Raw genomic sequence first — 14,553 nt, forward strand, 5'->3', positions numbered from 1 at the left:
GCCTCAGGCCGCCACGCTCACGCCCACGCGCGCGCTGGCCTGCACGATCTCGGCCCAGGTCTGCTCGTCGATGGCGATGCCGGTTTGCGCGCGCTGCTGCCGCGCCAGGCGCTCTGGCTCGCCAGCCACCTGCACGCCGTCACTGCCGGGCGCGGCCGGGCTTTGCCGCAGCCAGTCGACAAAGGCCAGGGCTTCGGTGTTGAAGCTGTCCTGCGTGCCCAGCTTGCCGGGGTCAATCAGGACCGTGAGCATGCCGTTGACCACGGCGCGGGCGTTGTCCGCTGGCCGGTGCCAGGTGCCGCTGCCCGTGAGCGCGCCGCCCAGCAGCTCGCAAGCCACCGCGAGGCCATAGCCCTTGTGCTCGCCAAACGCCATCAGCGCGCCGAACAGCCCGTTGCCGGGCGCGCCCGCCGGGCCGGCCTGCGGCACCACCACCACGCCGGGGTCGGTGGTGGGCTGGCCCTGGGCGTCGATCAGGTAGCCCGGAGGCACCTGGCGGCCCTCGTTGTGGGCCACGCGCATCTTGCCCTGCGCCACGCGGCTGGTCGCAAAGTCCAGCACAAAGGGCTCGCGCCCCTGCAGCGGCACGCCGATGCAGCAGGGGTTGGTGCCGTAGCGGCCGTCGCCACCGCCCCAGGGCGCCACCACGGGCCGTGACAGCACGTTGACGAAGTGGATCGCCACCAGCCCCTTGGCCACGGCCATCTCGGCGAAGTGGCCAATGCGACCCAGGTGGTGCGCGTTGGCCAGCGTCATGATGCAGCTGCCATGGGTCTTGGCGCGCGCCATGCCCAGCGCCATGGCCTGCTCGCCCACCACCTGGCCGTAGCCGCGCTGGCCGTCCAGCGTGAGCAGGGTGCCGGTGTCCAGGATGACCCTGGCCTCGGCGTTGGGCTGCAGGCCGCCCTCGAGCACCGCGTCCACATAGCGCGGCAGCATGCCCACGCCATGCGAGTCATGGCCGCTGAGGTTGGCCAGCACCAGGTTGGCGGCCACTGTGTCGGCCTCGGCCCGGGTGCTGCCATTTGCTATCAAAATGCTAGCTACCAGTGACCGCAGCGTCTGGACTTCCATCTGTTTTGGCATGGAAACGGGCTCCTACATCACCGCGCCGACCTGCCAGGGCACGAACTCGTTCTGGCCATAGCCATGCTGCTCGCTTTTGGACGGGCTGCCCGAGGCCGTGGCCAGCACCAGTTCAAAAATGCGCTGGCCCATCTGCTGCACCGTGGCCGTGCCGTCGATGATTTCGCCGCAGTTGATGTCCATGTCCTCTTCCTGCTTGCGCCACAGCGCCGAGTTGGTGGCCAGCTTGAGCGAGGGCGAGGGCGCGCAGCCGTAGGCCGAGCCGCGCCCCGTGGTGAAGCAGATCAGGTTGGCGCCGCCGGCCACCTGGCCCGTGGCGCTCACCGGGTCGTAGCCCGGCGTGTCCATGTAGACAAAACCGTGCGCGGCCACGGGCTCGGCGTACTCGTACACCGCCTCCAGATTGGTGGTGCCGCCCTTGGCCACCGCGCCCAGTGATTTTTCCAGGATGGTGGTCAGGCCGCCGGCCTTGTTGCCGGGCGAGGGGTTGTTGTTCATCTCGCCTTCGTTGATCTCGGTGTAGTGCTCCCACCACTTGATGCGCTCGATCAGCTTTTCGCCCACCTCGCGCTTGACCGCGCGACGCGTCAGCAGGTGTTCGGCGCCGTAGATCTCGGGCGTTTCGCTGAGGATGGCCGTGCCGCCATGGGCCACCAGCAGGTCCACCGCCACGCCCAGTGCCGGGTTGGCGCTGATGCCGCTGTAGCCGTCGGAGCCGCCGCATTGCAGGCCGATGGTGATGTGGGCCGCGCTGCAGGGCTCGCGCCGCACGGCGTTGGCCTGGGGCAGCATCTCCTTGATCAGCGCAATGCCTTTCTCCACGGTTTTTCGGGTGCCGCCCGTGTCCTGGATGTTGAACACCTTGAGCGTCTCACCCTCGCGCAGGCTGCTGTGGGCCAGCCAGGCGTTGATCTGGTTGGCCTCGCAGCCCAGGCCCACCACCAGCACACCCCAGAAGTTGGCGTGCGTGGCATAGCCGGCCAGCGTGCGCTCCAGGATCTGCATGCCCATGCCCTCGGTGTCCATGCCGCAGCCTGTGCCGTGGGTCAGCGCCACCACGCCATCCACCATCGGGAAGTCCGCCAGTGCGGCCGGGTTGTTCTGGCGCGAGAAATGGTCGGCGATCGCGCGCGCCGCCGTGGCCGAGCAGTTCACGCTGGACAGGATGCCGATGTAGTTGCGCGTGGCCACGCGGCCGTCTGCGCGCTTGATGCCCAGGAAGGTCGCCTCTTTCCTGGCCGGCATCGTCTTCACGTCGGCGCCAAACGCGTAGTCGCGCGCAAAGTCGCCCTTGTCGGGGCCCATGTCCAGGTTGTGGGTGTGCACATGCTCGCCGGCAGCGATCGGCTTGCTCGCAAAGCCAATGATCTGGTTGTAGCGGCGCACCGGCTGGCCGGCCGCCATGGCGTGGGCCGCGACCTTGTGGCCGGCCGGGATCAGGCCGCGCACGGTGAAGTCCTCGATGGCCGCGCCGCCCACAAGCTGGCTGCGGGCGATGACGACGTCGTCGGCGGGATGGAGGCGGATGAAGGGAGTCATGTCAGGGGTGCTGCGGTTGGCGAGCTAAGTGTTTGTCAGGCTGTGTGTCTGGCGGCAAAGGCGTGTGCGCCCGGGCTGGGATGCTTCACTGGCGCGGTCACCGCGTTGCGGTGACTGTCCTGCGCTACTCGGCGCGCCAGAGGCGCACCCCAGCCCGGGCGCACACGCCTTTGCTGAAACAAGGTTGGCACTCCAACCGTCGGCGCACCAACGCCTCGCTTCGCGGCAGGGGCTGGGCGGCGGAGGCGATCTCTGGGGCGGCGAGAAGCGCAGGCGCGGGGTCGGCGGGCGCAGCCCGCTTCGTCATCTGACTCACCGCAGCTGTTTGAGCGCAGCGCGCAAAGCGCGCGTAGCGAGTTCTGCGGTGCGACCCTGGGCCGAGCATCGCAGCGTAGTTGGCGCAAAGCGCCAACCGCCCCAGTGTGAGCCGCCGCCGCCCAGCCCCTGCCGCGAAGCGCGAGCGCCAATGCGTTTGGCCACAACGGACGATTCACTGGCGCGCCAGAGGAAAAGTAGAAATGCCCCATCGGAAGAAAGTCAGAAGAACATCTTCGGCAACCACAGCACGATCGATGGCACATAGGTGATCACGATCAGCGCCACCAGCAAGGGCACCAGCCAGGGCAGGATGGCCATGGTGGTGCGCTCAAAGCTCAGGCCCGCCACCCGGGCCAGCACGAACAGCACCATGCCCATGGGCGGGTGCAGCAGGCCGATCATCAGGTTCAGCACCATCACCAGGCCAAAGTGGATCGGGTCCACGCCCAGGTGCGTCGCAATCGGCAGCAGGATGGGCACAAGGATGGTGATCGCCGCCGTGGGCTCCAGAAAGCAGCCCACAAACAGCATCAGCAAATTGGCCAGCAGCAGGAACACCCAGGCTTCCTTGGTGAAGCCCAGCACCCACTCCGCGATCTCGGAGGTCACACCCGTGGCCGTGAGCATCCAGCCAAAAATCGAAGCAGCCGCCACGATGAACAGCACCGTGCTGGTCGTCTCCACGGTGTCGAGGCAGACCTTGACGAACATCTTCCAGCTCAGCGTGCGGTACCACGCCAGGCCCAGGATCATGGCCCACACGCAGGCCGCGATGGCGCCCTCGGTCGGGGTGAACAGGCCCGTGGTCATGCCGCCAATCAGCAGCACGGGCGTCATGATGGGCAGCAGGGCTTCAAAGCGGAAGATGCGGTCCAGCACGAACAGCAGGCCCAGGCCGATGAACACCGTCATCTGCGCCGGCGCGCCCGCCTTGGCCACCAGCAGCCACAGCAGCAGGGGCCAGCCCACCACCACGGCAAGTTCCATCAGCGCCTTGAAGAAGCGCGTCTTCGAGAACTTGACGTCGCCGCCCCAGTTGTTCTTCCAGGCGTACCAGGAGACGGTGGCCATCATCAAAATCGTCAGCAGCAGGCCGGGCAGGATGCCGGCGAGGAACAGCGCGCCCACCGAGGCGTTGGCCATCATGCCGTAGATCACGAACGGCAGGCTGGGCGGAATGATCGGCCCGAGCGTGGCCGAGGCCGCCGTCACGCCCACGGCGAATTCGGTGCTGTAGCCATGTTCCTTCATGGCCTTGATCTCGATGGTGCCCAGGCCCGCGGCGTCGGCAATCGCCGTGCCGCTCATGCCCGCGAAGATCACCGAGGCCAGCACGTTCACATGGCCCAGGCCGCCGCGCAGCCAGCCCACGAGCGACAGCGCAAAGTTGAAGATGCGGGTGGTGATGCCCGCGTTGTTCATGAGGTTGCCGGCCAGGATGAAAAAGGGCACAGCCAGCAGCGGAAAGCTGTCAATGCCGCTGACCATGCGGTGGATCACCACGAACGGCGGCAGGTTGCCCGACACCAGGATGTAGGCCAGCGAGGCGCCTGCCATGGCAATGGCCACGGGCAGGCCACCGGCCATGAAGAGCAGGAAGAAAATCTTCAGCATGTGAATTCCGGGGAAGGGGTTACTTGTCGCTCAGGGTGGTCTCGGGGCGTTCCAGCACGCTGTAGCCCCGGCGCCAGTGGATGCGCGCCACCTGCAGTGACCGCCAGGTCATGGCGGCAAAGCCGAACAGGCACAGGCCATAGACGATGTTCATGGGCGCATCCACGATGGTCATGCGCGTCTGGTTCCCGATTTTCATCATCATCTCGATGGTCATGACCACGGCCGCCGCGAAGAAGCCGGTGCGAAGCACGTCCACCGCGCGTGACAGCCAGCGGCCCATCGCGGGCGGCATGTGGCGGTAGAAAAAATCCACCTGGATCTGGCTGTTGCGCGCCACGCCGATGGTGGCGCCAATGAAGACCACGCCGATCAGCATGTAGCGAGCCACCTCTTCGGTCCAGGCCGCGGAGTCGTTCAGCACGTAGCGGGTGATGAACTGGTAGAACACCGTGAGCCCCAGCACCCAGAAGATGGCCAGCGCCACCCAGCCCTCGAAGATCGTGTCGGACAGGTCCACCTCGGCGTCTTCGGTGTGGAAGTTGCCGTCGTCGTCGATGATTTTTTGCTCGGTCATGCGCTTCTCTTCAAGGCTGGGTTGGGGGCTCGGCAGGGGCTTACTTCATGTTCACGATGCGGTCGTAGTCCTGCTGCCGGTAGCCGTGGTCGGTCGGCTTGGTGGCCTTGAGCACGGCTTCGCGGAAGGCGTTCTTGTCCACCGTGATCACGTTGTTGCCGCGCTTCTTGAACTCCTCGGCCAGGCGGATTTCGGAGGCGATGATTTCGCGCCCGGTCTTGTCGGCGGCCTCGGACAGCACGTCGCCGAAGATCTTGCGGTCCTCGGGCGACAGCTTGCCCCAGGCGCTGGGCGACATGATGGTCAGCAGCGAGTCGATGATGTGGCCCGTCAGCGAGATGTTCTTCTGCACTTCATAGAACTTCTTGGCCTCGATGGTGGGCAGCGGGTTTTCCTGCGCATCGACCGTGCCGTTCTGCAGCGCCAGGTAGACCTCGGCAAACGCAATGGGCGTGGGGTTGGCGCCCAGCGCCTTGGGGAAGGCCAGGTAGGCTGGTGCGTCGGGCACGCGGATCTTCAGGCCCTTCATGTCCTCGGGCTTGGCAATGGGGCGCGAGGCGGTGGACGTGACATTGCGCGCGCCGTAGTAGGTCAGCGCCATGATGTGGTTGCCCGTCTTGTCGTCATAGCCCTTGGACAGTTCCTTGAACAGATCGCTCTTGGCGTACTTCAGGATGTGCTCGGAGTCGCGGAAGATGAACGGGAAGTAGGTGACCGACAGCGGCTGGTAGCTGCGCCCCGCAAAGCTCGCGCCGGTGTAGATGATGTCCACGGTGCCCAGCGTCAGCCCCTGGTTGATGTCGGACTCCTTGCCCAGGCTGGAGGCCGGGAACACCTGGATGTCGTAGCGGCCGTTGGTGCGCTTCTTGATTTCCTCGCCGGCCCAGACCGCGTTCTTGTGGAACGGCTCGGACACTTCATAGACGTGGGCCCATTTCATCTTGGTTTCCGCGTTGGCAATGCCAAATGTGCCCAGAGTCCCCGCTGCAAGGGCGCATGCAGCTACAAGTTTGATAGCAGATCGTTTTTTCATGGTGATGTCTCCTCAAGGGTGGGTGAAAGTGTTGCTGGCTTCAGGAATCGCTTTTCTTCGCGCGGCGCCAGCTCGCGCTGAATCGGGAGTGGGATTTGTCCAGGTGCTCGTGCATCGCGGTGCGCGCGGCATCGGCGTCACGCGCGCGGATCGCCGCATGGATGGCTTCGTGCTCGGCAATCGCGGAGCGCCACGAGGGCACGGTCTCGAAGTAGCCGCCCAGCCGCTCGAACAGCGGCCCGCGCCGGGCGTCCCAGAAGCCCTGCACGGTTTCGGTCAGCACCACGTTGCCGCAGGCCTGCACGATGGCGGTGTGGAAGGCCCGGTCACCGTCCAGTGGCATCACGCCGCGGTCGGCATCGGCGCGCATGCCGTCAATGGCCCGCGCCATCGCGTCGGCGTCGCGGCGCTTTCCATGCAAAGCCGCGAGCGCCGCGATCTCGCCCTCCACCACGCGGCGCGCGCGGATCAGCTCCAGCGGCCCCCATTCGGTGGCGGGGATCTTCGGGTTCTTGTCCTTGGCACTGGTTCGTGCCAGCACATACACGCCCGAGCCGGTGCGGACTTCCACCCAGCCCTCCACCTCAAGCGCGATCAATGCCTCCCGCACCGAGGGGCGGCTCACGCCCAGCTGCTTGGCCAGGTCGCGCTCGGCCGGCAGGCGCGAGCCCGCGGCGAACTCGCCCGCCACGATGAGCGAGCGCAGCTGCTCGGCAATCTGCCGGTACAGGCGTTGCGGTTCGACGGTTTGCAGGGGCATTCGCTGAAGGTCCCGGGCAGTGGGGCTCTGTTAAGGGTAAGCCTGAAGTGGCCAAGTGGTCAGACCAATTTAGAATGCCATGTTCCCAACACAAAAACATTCGGCGAAACCCTGAATGCCGTCAGCAACACATCCGAGTGCAATGACCGGCCGGGCATGGAGGTGCCTGGCCAGCCTGATGGCGTGGTGGATGCTCGGCGCGGCGCTGAGCCCGGTATCCGCGGCTGACGCGGGGAGCACGGACGGCGTCCCGTCACTGCGCTGGGAGGCCCAGGCGTGGATGGACCCCAGTGGCCGCGCGAGCCTGCAGCAGGTGCTCGCGGGCGCCGCCGACATGGCGCCCCTGACCGACCCGGGGGCGACCCAGGCGCTGGGCCCAGGGCGAGCCCTGTGGTTGAGGTACCGCCTGCAAAAGGCCGCTGGCGACCCGGCCACTGGCAACCCGGCCGCAGGCGACCCGGTCCGCTGGCGCATTGAATTTCCCCTGCCGCAACTGGACGAAGTCACGCTGTACCAGCGCGCGCCCGACGGCCGCTGGCTGGCGCAACGCGCGGGCGACACGCTGGCTGTGAACCGCTGGACCGAGCCCGGCCGCTTCCCGTCGTTCAGTCTGGGCGCCAGCGCCGTTGCCGGCGAACAGCCTGTCTACGCGCGCATTGCACACGCCAACCCGCTTGCGGTGCCGGTTCGTGTGGTGACGCAAGAGGCGCACGACCAGCGCACGATGAGGGAGTACCTCTGGCACGGCGTGTTGCTGGGGGTCATGCTCCTGCTGTGCGTGGCCTGCGCGGGCCTGGGCTGGCTCTACAGCGACCGTGTCTACCTGTGGTTTGCATTGCAGGTGCTGGTCATGGGGCTGGGCGTGTCCGCGCACAGCGGCGTGGCCTCGCATCTGCTGTGGCCGGATTCCGCGGCCTGGGCCGACGCTGCCAATGGCTGCCTGCCACTGATGGCAGCGGCCATGATCCTGCTGCTGGTGCGCGAGGTCAGCGGCATTGCGGTGCATTACCGCCGTCTGGGGCTGGCGGCGCTGGCCCTGGGGCTGGCCGGCATGGTGCTCGCGGTGGCGTACTTTTTCCTTGAGCGTCGCTGGGGCCTGCCCCTGTTTGGCATCTACTACGTGCTGGCCATCGGCCTGAATCTGGCCATGGCCTGGCTCACGGGGCGTCGCGGTGACGTGGTGGGCCACTGGCTGCTGGCGGCCTATGTGTCGCCCAGCGCCGCCATCCTGGTCGTTCAGCTGCGCGTGCACGGCTGGCTTCCATACGACTGGGACACGCAGCACCTTGTGCTCGGGGCCTTTCTGCTCCAGGGCCCGGTGCTGCTCATGGCGCTGCACCTGCGCTCCCGGGCCCGCCACCAGATGCAGGTGCGCAACCAGACCCTGGTTTCCCACGACCCCCTCACCGGCCTGCTGATGCCCCACCTGTTCCAGGACCGGCTGTCGCTGGCCATCCGGCGCGCCCGGGCGCACGGCGACCATGCGGCGGTGGTGGTGGTGGAACTGGCCAATCTCGGGTCCATCCGGCGCCGGGCCGGGCCGACCCAGGCCGAGCGCAGCATCCTGCGCTGCGCCATCAAGCTGCGCGGCCTGATCAAGGATGTGGATACCGTGTCCCGCATCGGCGAGGCGCGGTTCGCCCTGATTCTGGAAGGCGCCTACTCGCGCCACCAGGTGTCCGACTTTGGCACCCGGCTGGTCGCCTCCGGCCTGCGCAGCCAGGACAGCGCGCCCCAGGAGAGCGTGCTCAGGTTTCACCTCGCGGCCTGCCTGCTGCGTGAGCACCCGCGCGAAGCGGCATCGCTCATCCCCCTGCTGGAGGCCGTGCTTGCGGACATGCCCGCGCACAGCCGCCGGGTCATCCGCTTTCTCGAGTCTGAAACCACGGCCGCCATGTCCCTGGCACCGCAGGAGCCCGACCTGTTTCATCAAGTCACGTCCATTCGCTGAATCACCGGAGACACCATGCGACTCAAAGGAAAGAAAGCCCTCGTCACGGCCGCCGGCCAGGGCATAGGCCGCGCCGCCGCGCTGGCCATGGCGGCCGAGGGGGCCGAGGTCTGGGCCACCGACCTCAACCCCGCGCTGCTGGACAGCTATGACGGCGTGGCCAATGTGCGCGCCGTCCCGCTGGACGTGCTGGACAAGGCCGCCATCGGCAAGGTGGTGGCGGGCCTGCCAGCCCTCGATGTGCTGTTCAACTGCGCGGGCTTTGTGCACAACGGCACCATCGAGCAGGCCACGGACGAGGAGTGGGACTTTGCCTTCAACCTCAATGTGCGCGCCCAGTTCTGGATGATCCAGGCCGTGCTGCCCGCCATGCTCGCCCGGGGCGGCGGCAGCATCATCAACATGGCCAGCGTCTGCGGCAGCCTCAAGGGCCTGCCCAACCGCTTCATTTACGGTGCCTCCAAGGCCGCCGTGGTGGGCCTGACCAAAAGCGTGGCGGCCGACTACGTGGGCCGCGGCATCCGCTGCAATGCCATCGCGCCCGGCACGGTGGATACGCCCTCGCTGGCCGACCGCATCAACGCCCATGACGACCCGGCCGAGGCGCGCAAGGCCTTCATTGCGCGCCAGCCCATGGGCCGGCTCGCGCAGGCGCATGAGATGGCGCCCATCGTGGTGTACCTGGCCAGCGACGAATCGGTGTTTGCCACCGGCCAGGTGTTCGCGGTTGATGGCGGCATGACCATATGAACCAGCTCGATTTCAACCAGCGCCATGCCGTGATCACCGGCGGCGCCACCGGGCTGGGCTATGCGATTGCCCAGCGCCTGATCGCCTCGGGCGGCCGCGTCACGCTGTGGGACCGCGACCTGCCCGCGGCCCGCAAGGCGGCCCATGCGCTGGGCGCGCAGGCGCACGCGGTGGGGGTGGACGTGGCCGATGCGACGTCGGTGGCCGCGGCGCTGAAGGCCACGCTCGAGGGGGTGCCCGGGATCGATGCGCTGGTCAACAGCGCCGGCATCACCGGCCCCAACACCCGCGTGTGGGACTACCCGGTGGATGCCTGGCGCCAGGTGATCGACGTCAACCTCAACGGCCTGTTCATCTGCTGCCGCGAAGTGGTCCCGCACATGCGCGGCCGCAACTACGGGCGCATCGTCAACATCGCGTCCGTGGCCGGCAAGGACGGCAACCCCAACGCCAGCGCCTACAGCGCGAGCAAGGCGGCCGTGATCGCGCTGACCAAGTCGCTGGGCAAGGAACTGGCAGACTCGGGGGTGCGGGTGAACTGCGTGACACCGGCCGCGGTCAAGACCGCCATCTTTGACCAGATGACGCCCGAACACATCCAGTTCATGCTGTCCAAGATTCCCATGGGCCGCTTCGGCACACCCGAGGAAGTGGCCGCCCTCGTGGGCTGGCTGTGCACCGAGGACTGTTCTTTTTCCACCGGCGCGGTCTTTGACCTGTCCGGCGGCAGATCCACTTACTGATGACCCACCCCCGAAGCGCCTTCGGCGCCCCCCCTCAAGAGGGCGCTGCCAGCAGCCCGGCAAAGCCGGTTCTGCGGCAGCCCCGCACAATCCCCTGATTTCCTTGACTCACAAGAAAGGTAGATGACATGAAACTCGTACGCTATGGCAACCCCGGCAAGGAGAAGCCCGGCCTGATCGACGCCGACGGCAAGCTGCGCGACCTGAGCGCGGTGGTCAAGGACATCGGCCCCGAGCAGCTCGGTGACGCGGCGCTGGCCAGGCTGCGCAAGCTCAAGGCCGACAAGCTGCCGCTGGTCAAGGGCAAGCCCCGCATGGGCTGCCCCGTGGCAGGCGTGGGCAAGTTCATCGCGATTGGCCTGAACTACTCCGACCATGCCGCCGAGACGGGCTCGCCCATCCCCAAGGAGCCCATCGTGTTCATGAAGGCCACGAGCTGCATCCAGGGCCCCAATGATCCGGTGATGCTGCCCAAGGGCTCGGTCAAGACCGACTGGGAGGTGGAACTGGGCATCGTCATCGGCACGCGGGCGCGCTATGTGTCGCAAAAAGACGCGCTCAATTTCGTGGCCGGCTACTGCACCGTCAACGACGTGAGCGAGCGCGAGTACCAGCTCGAGCGCGGCCCGCAGTGGGACAAGGGCAAGGGCTGCGACACCTTTGGCCCCATCGGCCCCTGGCTGGTCACGCGCGACGACGTGCCCAACCCGCAAAAGCTCAACCTGTGGCTGGAGCTGAACGGCAAGCGCGTGCAGGACGGCAGCACCAGGACCATGATCTTCGGCGTGACCAAGCTCGTGAGCTACGTGAGCCAGTTCATGACGCTGATGCCCGGTGACGTGATCACCACCGGCACGCCGCCCGGCGTGGGCCTGGGCATGAAGCCGCCGGTGTTCCTGAAGAAGGGCGACGTGATGAAGCTGGGCATTGAGGGCCTGGGCGAGCAGCAGCAGCTGGTGGTGCCTTTCAAGCTTTGAGCGTTCGCGGTCGGTGCGCACCGGTCGGGCGTGTTCCCCCGCCGGTTGCGCCCGTTTTGGCGCGCGACACGCCATCCGGGTAAGCCAAAACGCCTCAACGGGTAAACCCGCAAGCTCCTTAGGCCCGAATCCCTAGAAAAATTTCGGGCTTGTCACTTGACGGCTGCCGAGTTCATGCAAAATAGAACGACCGTTCGTTTTATTTGACCTGAACCATGTCCGCCACTGAATTGCCCGTCAAAACCCCCCGCCCCGGTGGCCGGGAAGGCCGTGCCATGCAGAAGGGCCAGCAGACCAAGGCCGCCATTGTCGATGCGGCGCTGGGCCTGGCCACGCAGATCGGGCTGGAAGGCCTGAGCATCGGCGCGCTGGCCGAGGTCACGCAAATGAGCAAGTCGGGCGTGTTTGCCCACTTCGGCTCGCGTGAAGAATTGCAGATCTCGGTGATCCGTGAATACCACACGCGCTTTGAAGACGAGGTGTTCTACCCCGCCATGTCGCAGCCGCGCGGCCTGCCGCGCTTGCGGGCGCTGTTTGCCAACTGGATGAAGCGCACCTCGGTCGAGATCGACTCGGGCTGCATCTACATCAGCGGCGCGGTGGAGTTCGACGACCGCACCGGCCCCGTGCGCGACGCGCTGGCCAGCTCGGTCATGACCTGGCATGCGGCCATGAAACGCGCGCTCGCCTCCGCCAAGGCAGAGGGCCACCTGCGCAGCGACGTGAACGAAGAGCAGATGCTGTTCGAAGTCCACGGCCTGATCCTCGCGCTGCACTACGAAGCGCGCTTCCTCAAGAACCCCGGCTCGATGGAACGCGCCATCGCCGGGTTCGACAACATCCTGCGGCTGTATGGCACCGATGCCACCACGGCCGCCCCCCGTTCACCCAAATCCACCCGATCCACCAAAAGCGTCAAGGAGTAATCAAGATGCCCACGTACACCCCCCCGCTGCGCGACATGCAGTTCGTGATGAACGAAGTCCTCAACGTGACCGACGAACTCAAGGCCATGCCCAAGTACGCCGAGATCGACACCGACACCATCAGCGCCGTGCTCGAGGAAGCCGGCAAGTTTGCCGCCGAGGTGACCTTTCCGCTGAACATCAGCGGCGACGAAGAGGGCTGCAAGCTCGACCCCAAGACCCATGCGGTGACCACGCCCAAGGGTTTCAAGGAGGCCTATGCCAAGTACGTGGAGGGCGGCTGGCCCGGCCTGAGCTGCGACACCGAGTTTGGCGGCCAGGGCCTGCCGCTGGTGGTCAACCAGTGCTTCTATGAAATGCTCAACAGCGCCAACCAGGCCTGGACCATGTACCCCGGCCTCACGCACGGCGCCTATGCCGCGCTGCACACCCATGGCACCGACGAGCAGAAGGCCACCTACCTGCACAAGATGACCAGTGGCGAATGGACCGGCACCATGTGCCTGACCGAACCCCACTGCGGCACCGACCTGGGCCTGATGCGCACCAAGGCCGAACCCCAGCCCGACGGCAGCTACCGCATCACCGGCAACAAGATCTTCATCAGCGCCGGTGAACACGACATGGCCGACAACATCATCCACCTGGTGCTGGCCCGCCTGCCCGATGCGCCCCCCGGCATCAAGGGCGTGAGCCTGTTCATCGTGCCCAAGTTCAGGGTCAACAAGGACGGCACGCTGGGCGAGCGCAATGGCATCTACTGCGGCGGCCTGGAGCACAAGATGGGCATCCACGGCAACGCCACCGCGCAGATCGTGATCGACAACGCCTACGGCACCATGGTGGGCCAGCCCAACAAGGGCATGCAGGGCATGTTCGTGATGATGAATGCCGCGCGCCTGGGCGTGGGCAACCAGTCGCTGGGCCTGACCGAGGTGGCCTACCAGAACGCGCTGGCCTACGCCAAGGACCGCATCCAGATGCGCAGCCTGTCGGGCCCCAAGGCCAAGGACAAGCCGGCCGACCCGATCATCGTGCACCCCGATGTGCGCAAGATGCTGCTCACCGCCAAGGCCTACGCCGAGGGCGGCCGCGCCCTGGCCATCTACTGCGCGGTGCTGCTGGACAAGGCGCACAACCACGAGGATGAAAAAGTGCGCAAGGACAGTGACGAAATGCTGTCGCTGCTCACCCCCATCGTCAAGGCCTTCATCACCGACAACGGCCACATCTCCACCAACGCCTGCATGCAGGTGTTTGGCGGCCATGGCTTCATCAAGGAATGGGGCATGGAGCAGTTTGTGCGCGACAACCGCATCAACATGATCTACGAAGGCACCAACACCATCCAGAGCCTGGACCTGCTGGGCCGCAAGGTGCTGGGCAACAACGGCGCCACGCTGCAGAAGTTCGGCAAGCTGGTGGGCAAGCTGGTGGCCGAAGAAGGCGTGAACGAGAAGATGGCCGAGTTCATCAACCCCATCGCCTACCTGGGCGACCAGATGACCAAGTTCACCACCGAGATCGGCTTCAAGGGTTTCCAGAACCCCGACGAAGTGGGCGCCGCCGCCGTGGACTACCTGCGCGTGGCCGGACACCTGGTGTTCGGCTACTTCTGGGCCCGCATGGCCCAGGTGGCGCTGCGCGAGATCGCCGCGGGCAACACGGATCCGTTCTACCAAGGCAAACTGCAGACGGCGCGCTTCTACTTTGCCAAGCTGTTCCCCGAGACCGCTTCGCTGATGCGCACCGCGCGCGCCGGCAGCAAGGTGCTGCTGGACACCGACGCCGCGCTCGTCTGAAGCTCAACCTCACCCAGGAGACCGCCATGACCGTCCGTTCATCTGTCCGCTGTGTTGCCGCCCTGATCCTCGCGCTGGGCACCAGCGCCGCCTTTGCGCAAATGACCCCGGTGGGGCTGTGGCGCAGCATTGACGACAAGACCGGGCAGGCCAAGGCCGAGATCCGCATCACGGCCAATGCCGCGGGCGTGCTCAGCGGTGTCATCGAAAAGGCGCTGGTTCCCTCCAAGGAACCGCTGTGCAACGAGTGCACCGACGACCGCAAGGGCAAGCCCAAGCTCGGCATGGAAATCATCCGTGGCGCGACCAAGGCCGAGGGCAAGGACGTCTGGGAAGGCGGCAACATTCTCGACCCCGAAAACGGCAAGACCTACAGCTTGCGCCTCACCCCGATCGAGGGCGGCAAGAAGCTCGAAGTGCGGGGTTCGATTCTTTTCATTGGGCGCACCCAGACCTGGCAGCGCGTCCAGTAATTCA

General features: G+C 66.3%; 13 protein-coding genes. 7 read left to right on the plus strand and 6 right to left on the minus strand.

Annotation, left to right across the window (positions count from 1 at the left end; translation table 11 throughout):
- Nucleotides 1-3 precede the first annotated feature (3 nt).
- From KF796_06720 to KF796_06745, 6 genes are all read right to left on the minus strand, one after another.
- Nucleotides 4-1,086, minus strand: a complete 1,083-nt coding sequence (locus KF796_06720; GenBank protein MBX3586319.1) for a malate/lactate/ureidoglycolate dehydrogenase — start codon at nucleotides 1,084-1,086, stop codon at nucleotides 4-6.
- Between the two features lie 12 nt (nucleotides 1,087-1,098).
- Nucleotides 1,099-2,625, minus strand: a complete 1,527-nt coding sequence (locus tag KF796_06725) for an altronate dehydratase (GenBank protein ID MBX3586320.1) — start codon at nucleotides 2,623-2,625, stop codon at nucleotides 1,099-1,101.
- A 537-nt stretch (nucleotides 2,626-3,162) separates the two neighbouring features.
- Nucleotides 3,163-4,557: a TRAP transporter large permease gene (locus KF796_06730; GenBank protein MBX3586321.1), complete on the minus strand. Its 1,395-nt coding sequence runs from the start codon at nucleotides 4,555-4,557 to the stop codon at nucleotides 3,163-3,165.
- Between the two features lie 19 nt (nucleotides 4,558-4,576).
- Nucleotides 4,577-5,134, minus strand: coding sequence for a TRAP transporter small permease (locus tag KF796_06735; protein MBX3586322.1), 558 nt, complete (start codon nucleotides 5,132-5,134; stop codon nucleotides 4,577-4,579).
- Between the two features lie 40 nt (nucleotides 5,135-5,174).
- Nucleotides 5,175-6,167 (minus strand): sialic acid TRAP transporter substrate-binding protein SiaP, encoded by a 993-nt coding sequence (locus KF796_06740; GenBank protein ID MBX3586323.1) that lies wholly within the window; start codon nucleotides 6,165-6,167, stop codon nucleotides 5,175-5,177.
- A gap of 40 nt (nucleotides 6,168-6,207) precedes the next feature.
- Nucleotides 6,208-6,927 carry a FadR family transcriptional regulator gene (locus KF796_06745; GenBank protein MBX3586324.1) on the minus strand — a complete coding sequence of 240 codons (720 nt, stop codon included), beginning with the start codon at nucleotides 6,925-6,927 and terminating at the stop codon, nucleotides 6,208-6,210.
- Nucleotides 6,928-7,069: 142 nt separating this feature from the next.
- On the opposite strand from KF796_06745, the gene KF796_06750 reads away from it, so the two are divergent.
- The 7 genes from KF796_06750 (at nucleotide 7,070) to KF796_06780 (ending at nucleotide 14,549) form a co-directional block, all read left to right on the plus strand.
- Nucleotides 7,070-8,878: a diguanylate cyclase gene (locus KF796_06750; GenBank protein ID MBX3586325.1), complete on the plus strand. Its 1,809-nt coding sequence runs from the start codon at nucleotides 7,070-7,072 to the stop codon at nucleotides 8,876-8,878.
- 15 nt (nucleotides 8,879-8,893) lie between these two features.
- Nucleotides 8,894-9,628, plus strand: a complete 735-nt coding sequence (locus KF796_06755; GenBank protein MBX3586326.1) for an SDR family oxidoreductase — start codon at nucleotides 8,894-8,896, stop codon at nucleotides 9,626-9,628.
- Complete coding sequence (locus tag KF796_06760) at nucleotides 9,625-10,371, plus strand: SDR family oxidoreductase (protein ID MBX3586327.1); 747 nt, start codon at nucleotides 9,625-9,627, stop codon at nucleotides 10,369-10,371. The genes KF796_06755 and KF796_06760 overlap by 4 nt, the downstream gene beginning before the upstream one ends.
- 128 nt (nucleotides 10,372-10,499) lie before the next feature.
- Nucleotides 10,500-11,348 carry a fumarylacetoacetate hydrolase family protein gene (locus tag KF796_06765; GenBank protein MBX3586328.1) on the plus strand — a complete coding sequence of 283 codons (849 nt, stop codon included), beginning with the start codon at nucleotides 10,500-10,502 and terminating at the stop codon, nucleotides 11,346-11,348.
- Nucleotides 11,349-11,563: 215 nt separating this feature from the next.
- Nucleotides 11,564-12,274, plus strand: a complete 711-nt coding sequence (locus tag KF796_06770) for a TetR/AcrR family transcriptional regulator (GenBank protein ID MBX3586329.1) — start codon at nucleotides 11,564-11,566, stop codon at nucleotides 12,272-12,274.
- A gap of 5 nt (nucleotides 12,275-12,279) precedes the next feature.
- A complete protein-coding gene (locus KF796_06775; protein ID MBX3586330.1) occupies nucleotides 12,280-14,076 on the plus strand; it encodes an acyl-CoA dehydrogenase C-terminal domain-containing protein in 1,797 nt (598 codons plus the stop codon).
- 26 nt (nucleotides 14,077-14,102) lie between these two features.
- The gene (locus KF796_06780; protein MBX3586331.1) at nucleotides 14,103-14,549 is read left to right on the plus strand and encodes a DUF2147 domain-containing protein; all 447 of its coding nucleotides are present in this window, start codon (nucleotides 14,103-14,105) and stop codon (nucleotides 14,547-14,549) included.
- Nucleotides 14,550-14,553 lie beyond the last annotated feature (4 nt).

The organism is Ramlibacter sp., from assembly GCA_019635435.1.
In the GTDB taxonomy this organism is placed as follows: Bacteria; Pseudomonadota; Gammaproteobacteria; order Burkholderiales; family Burkholderiaceae_C; genus JAHBZM01.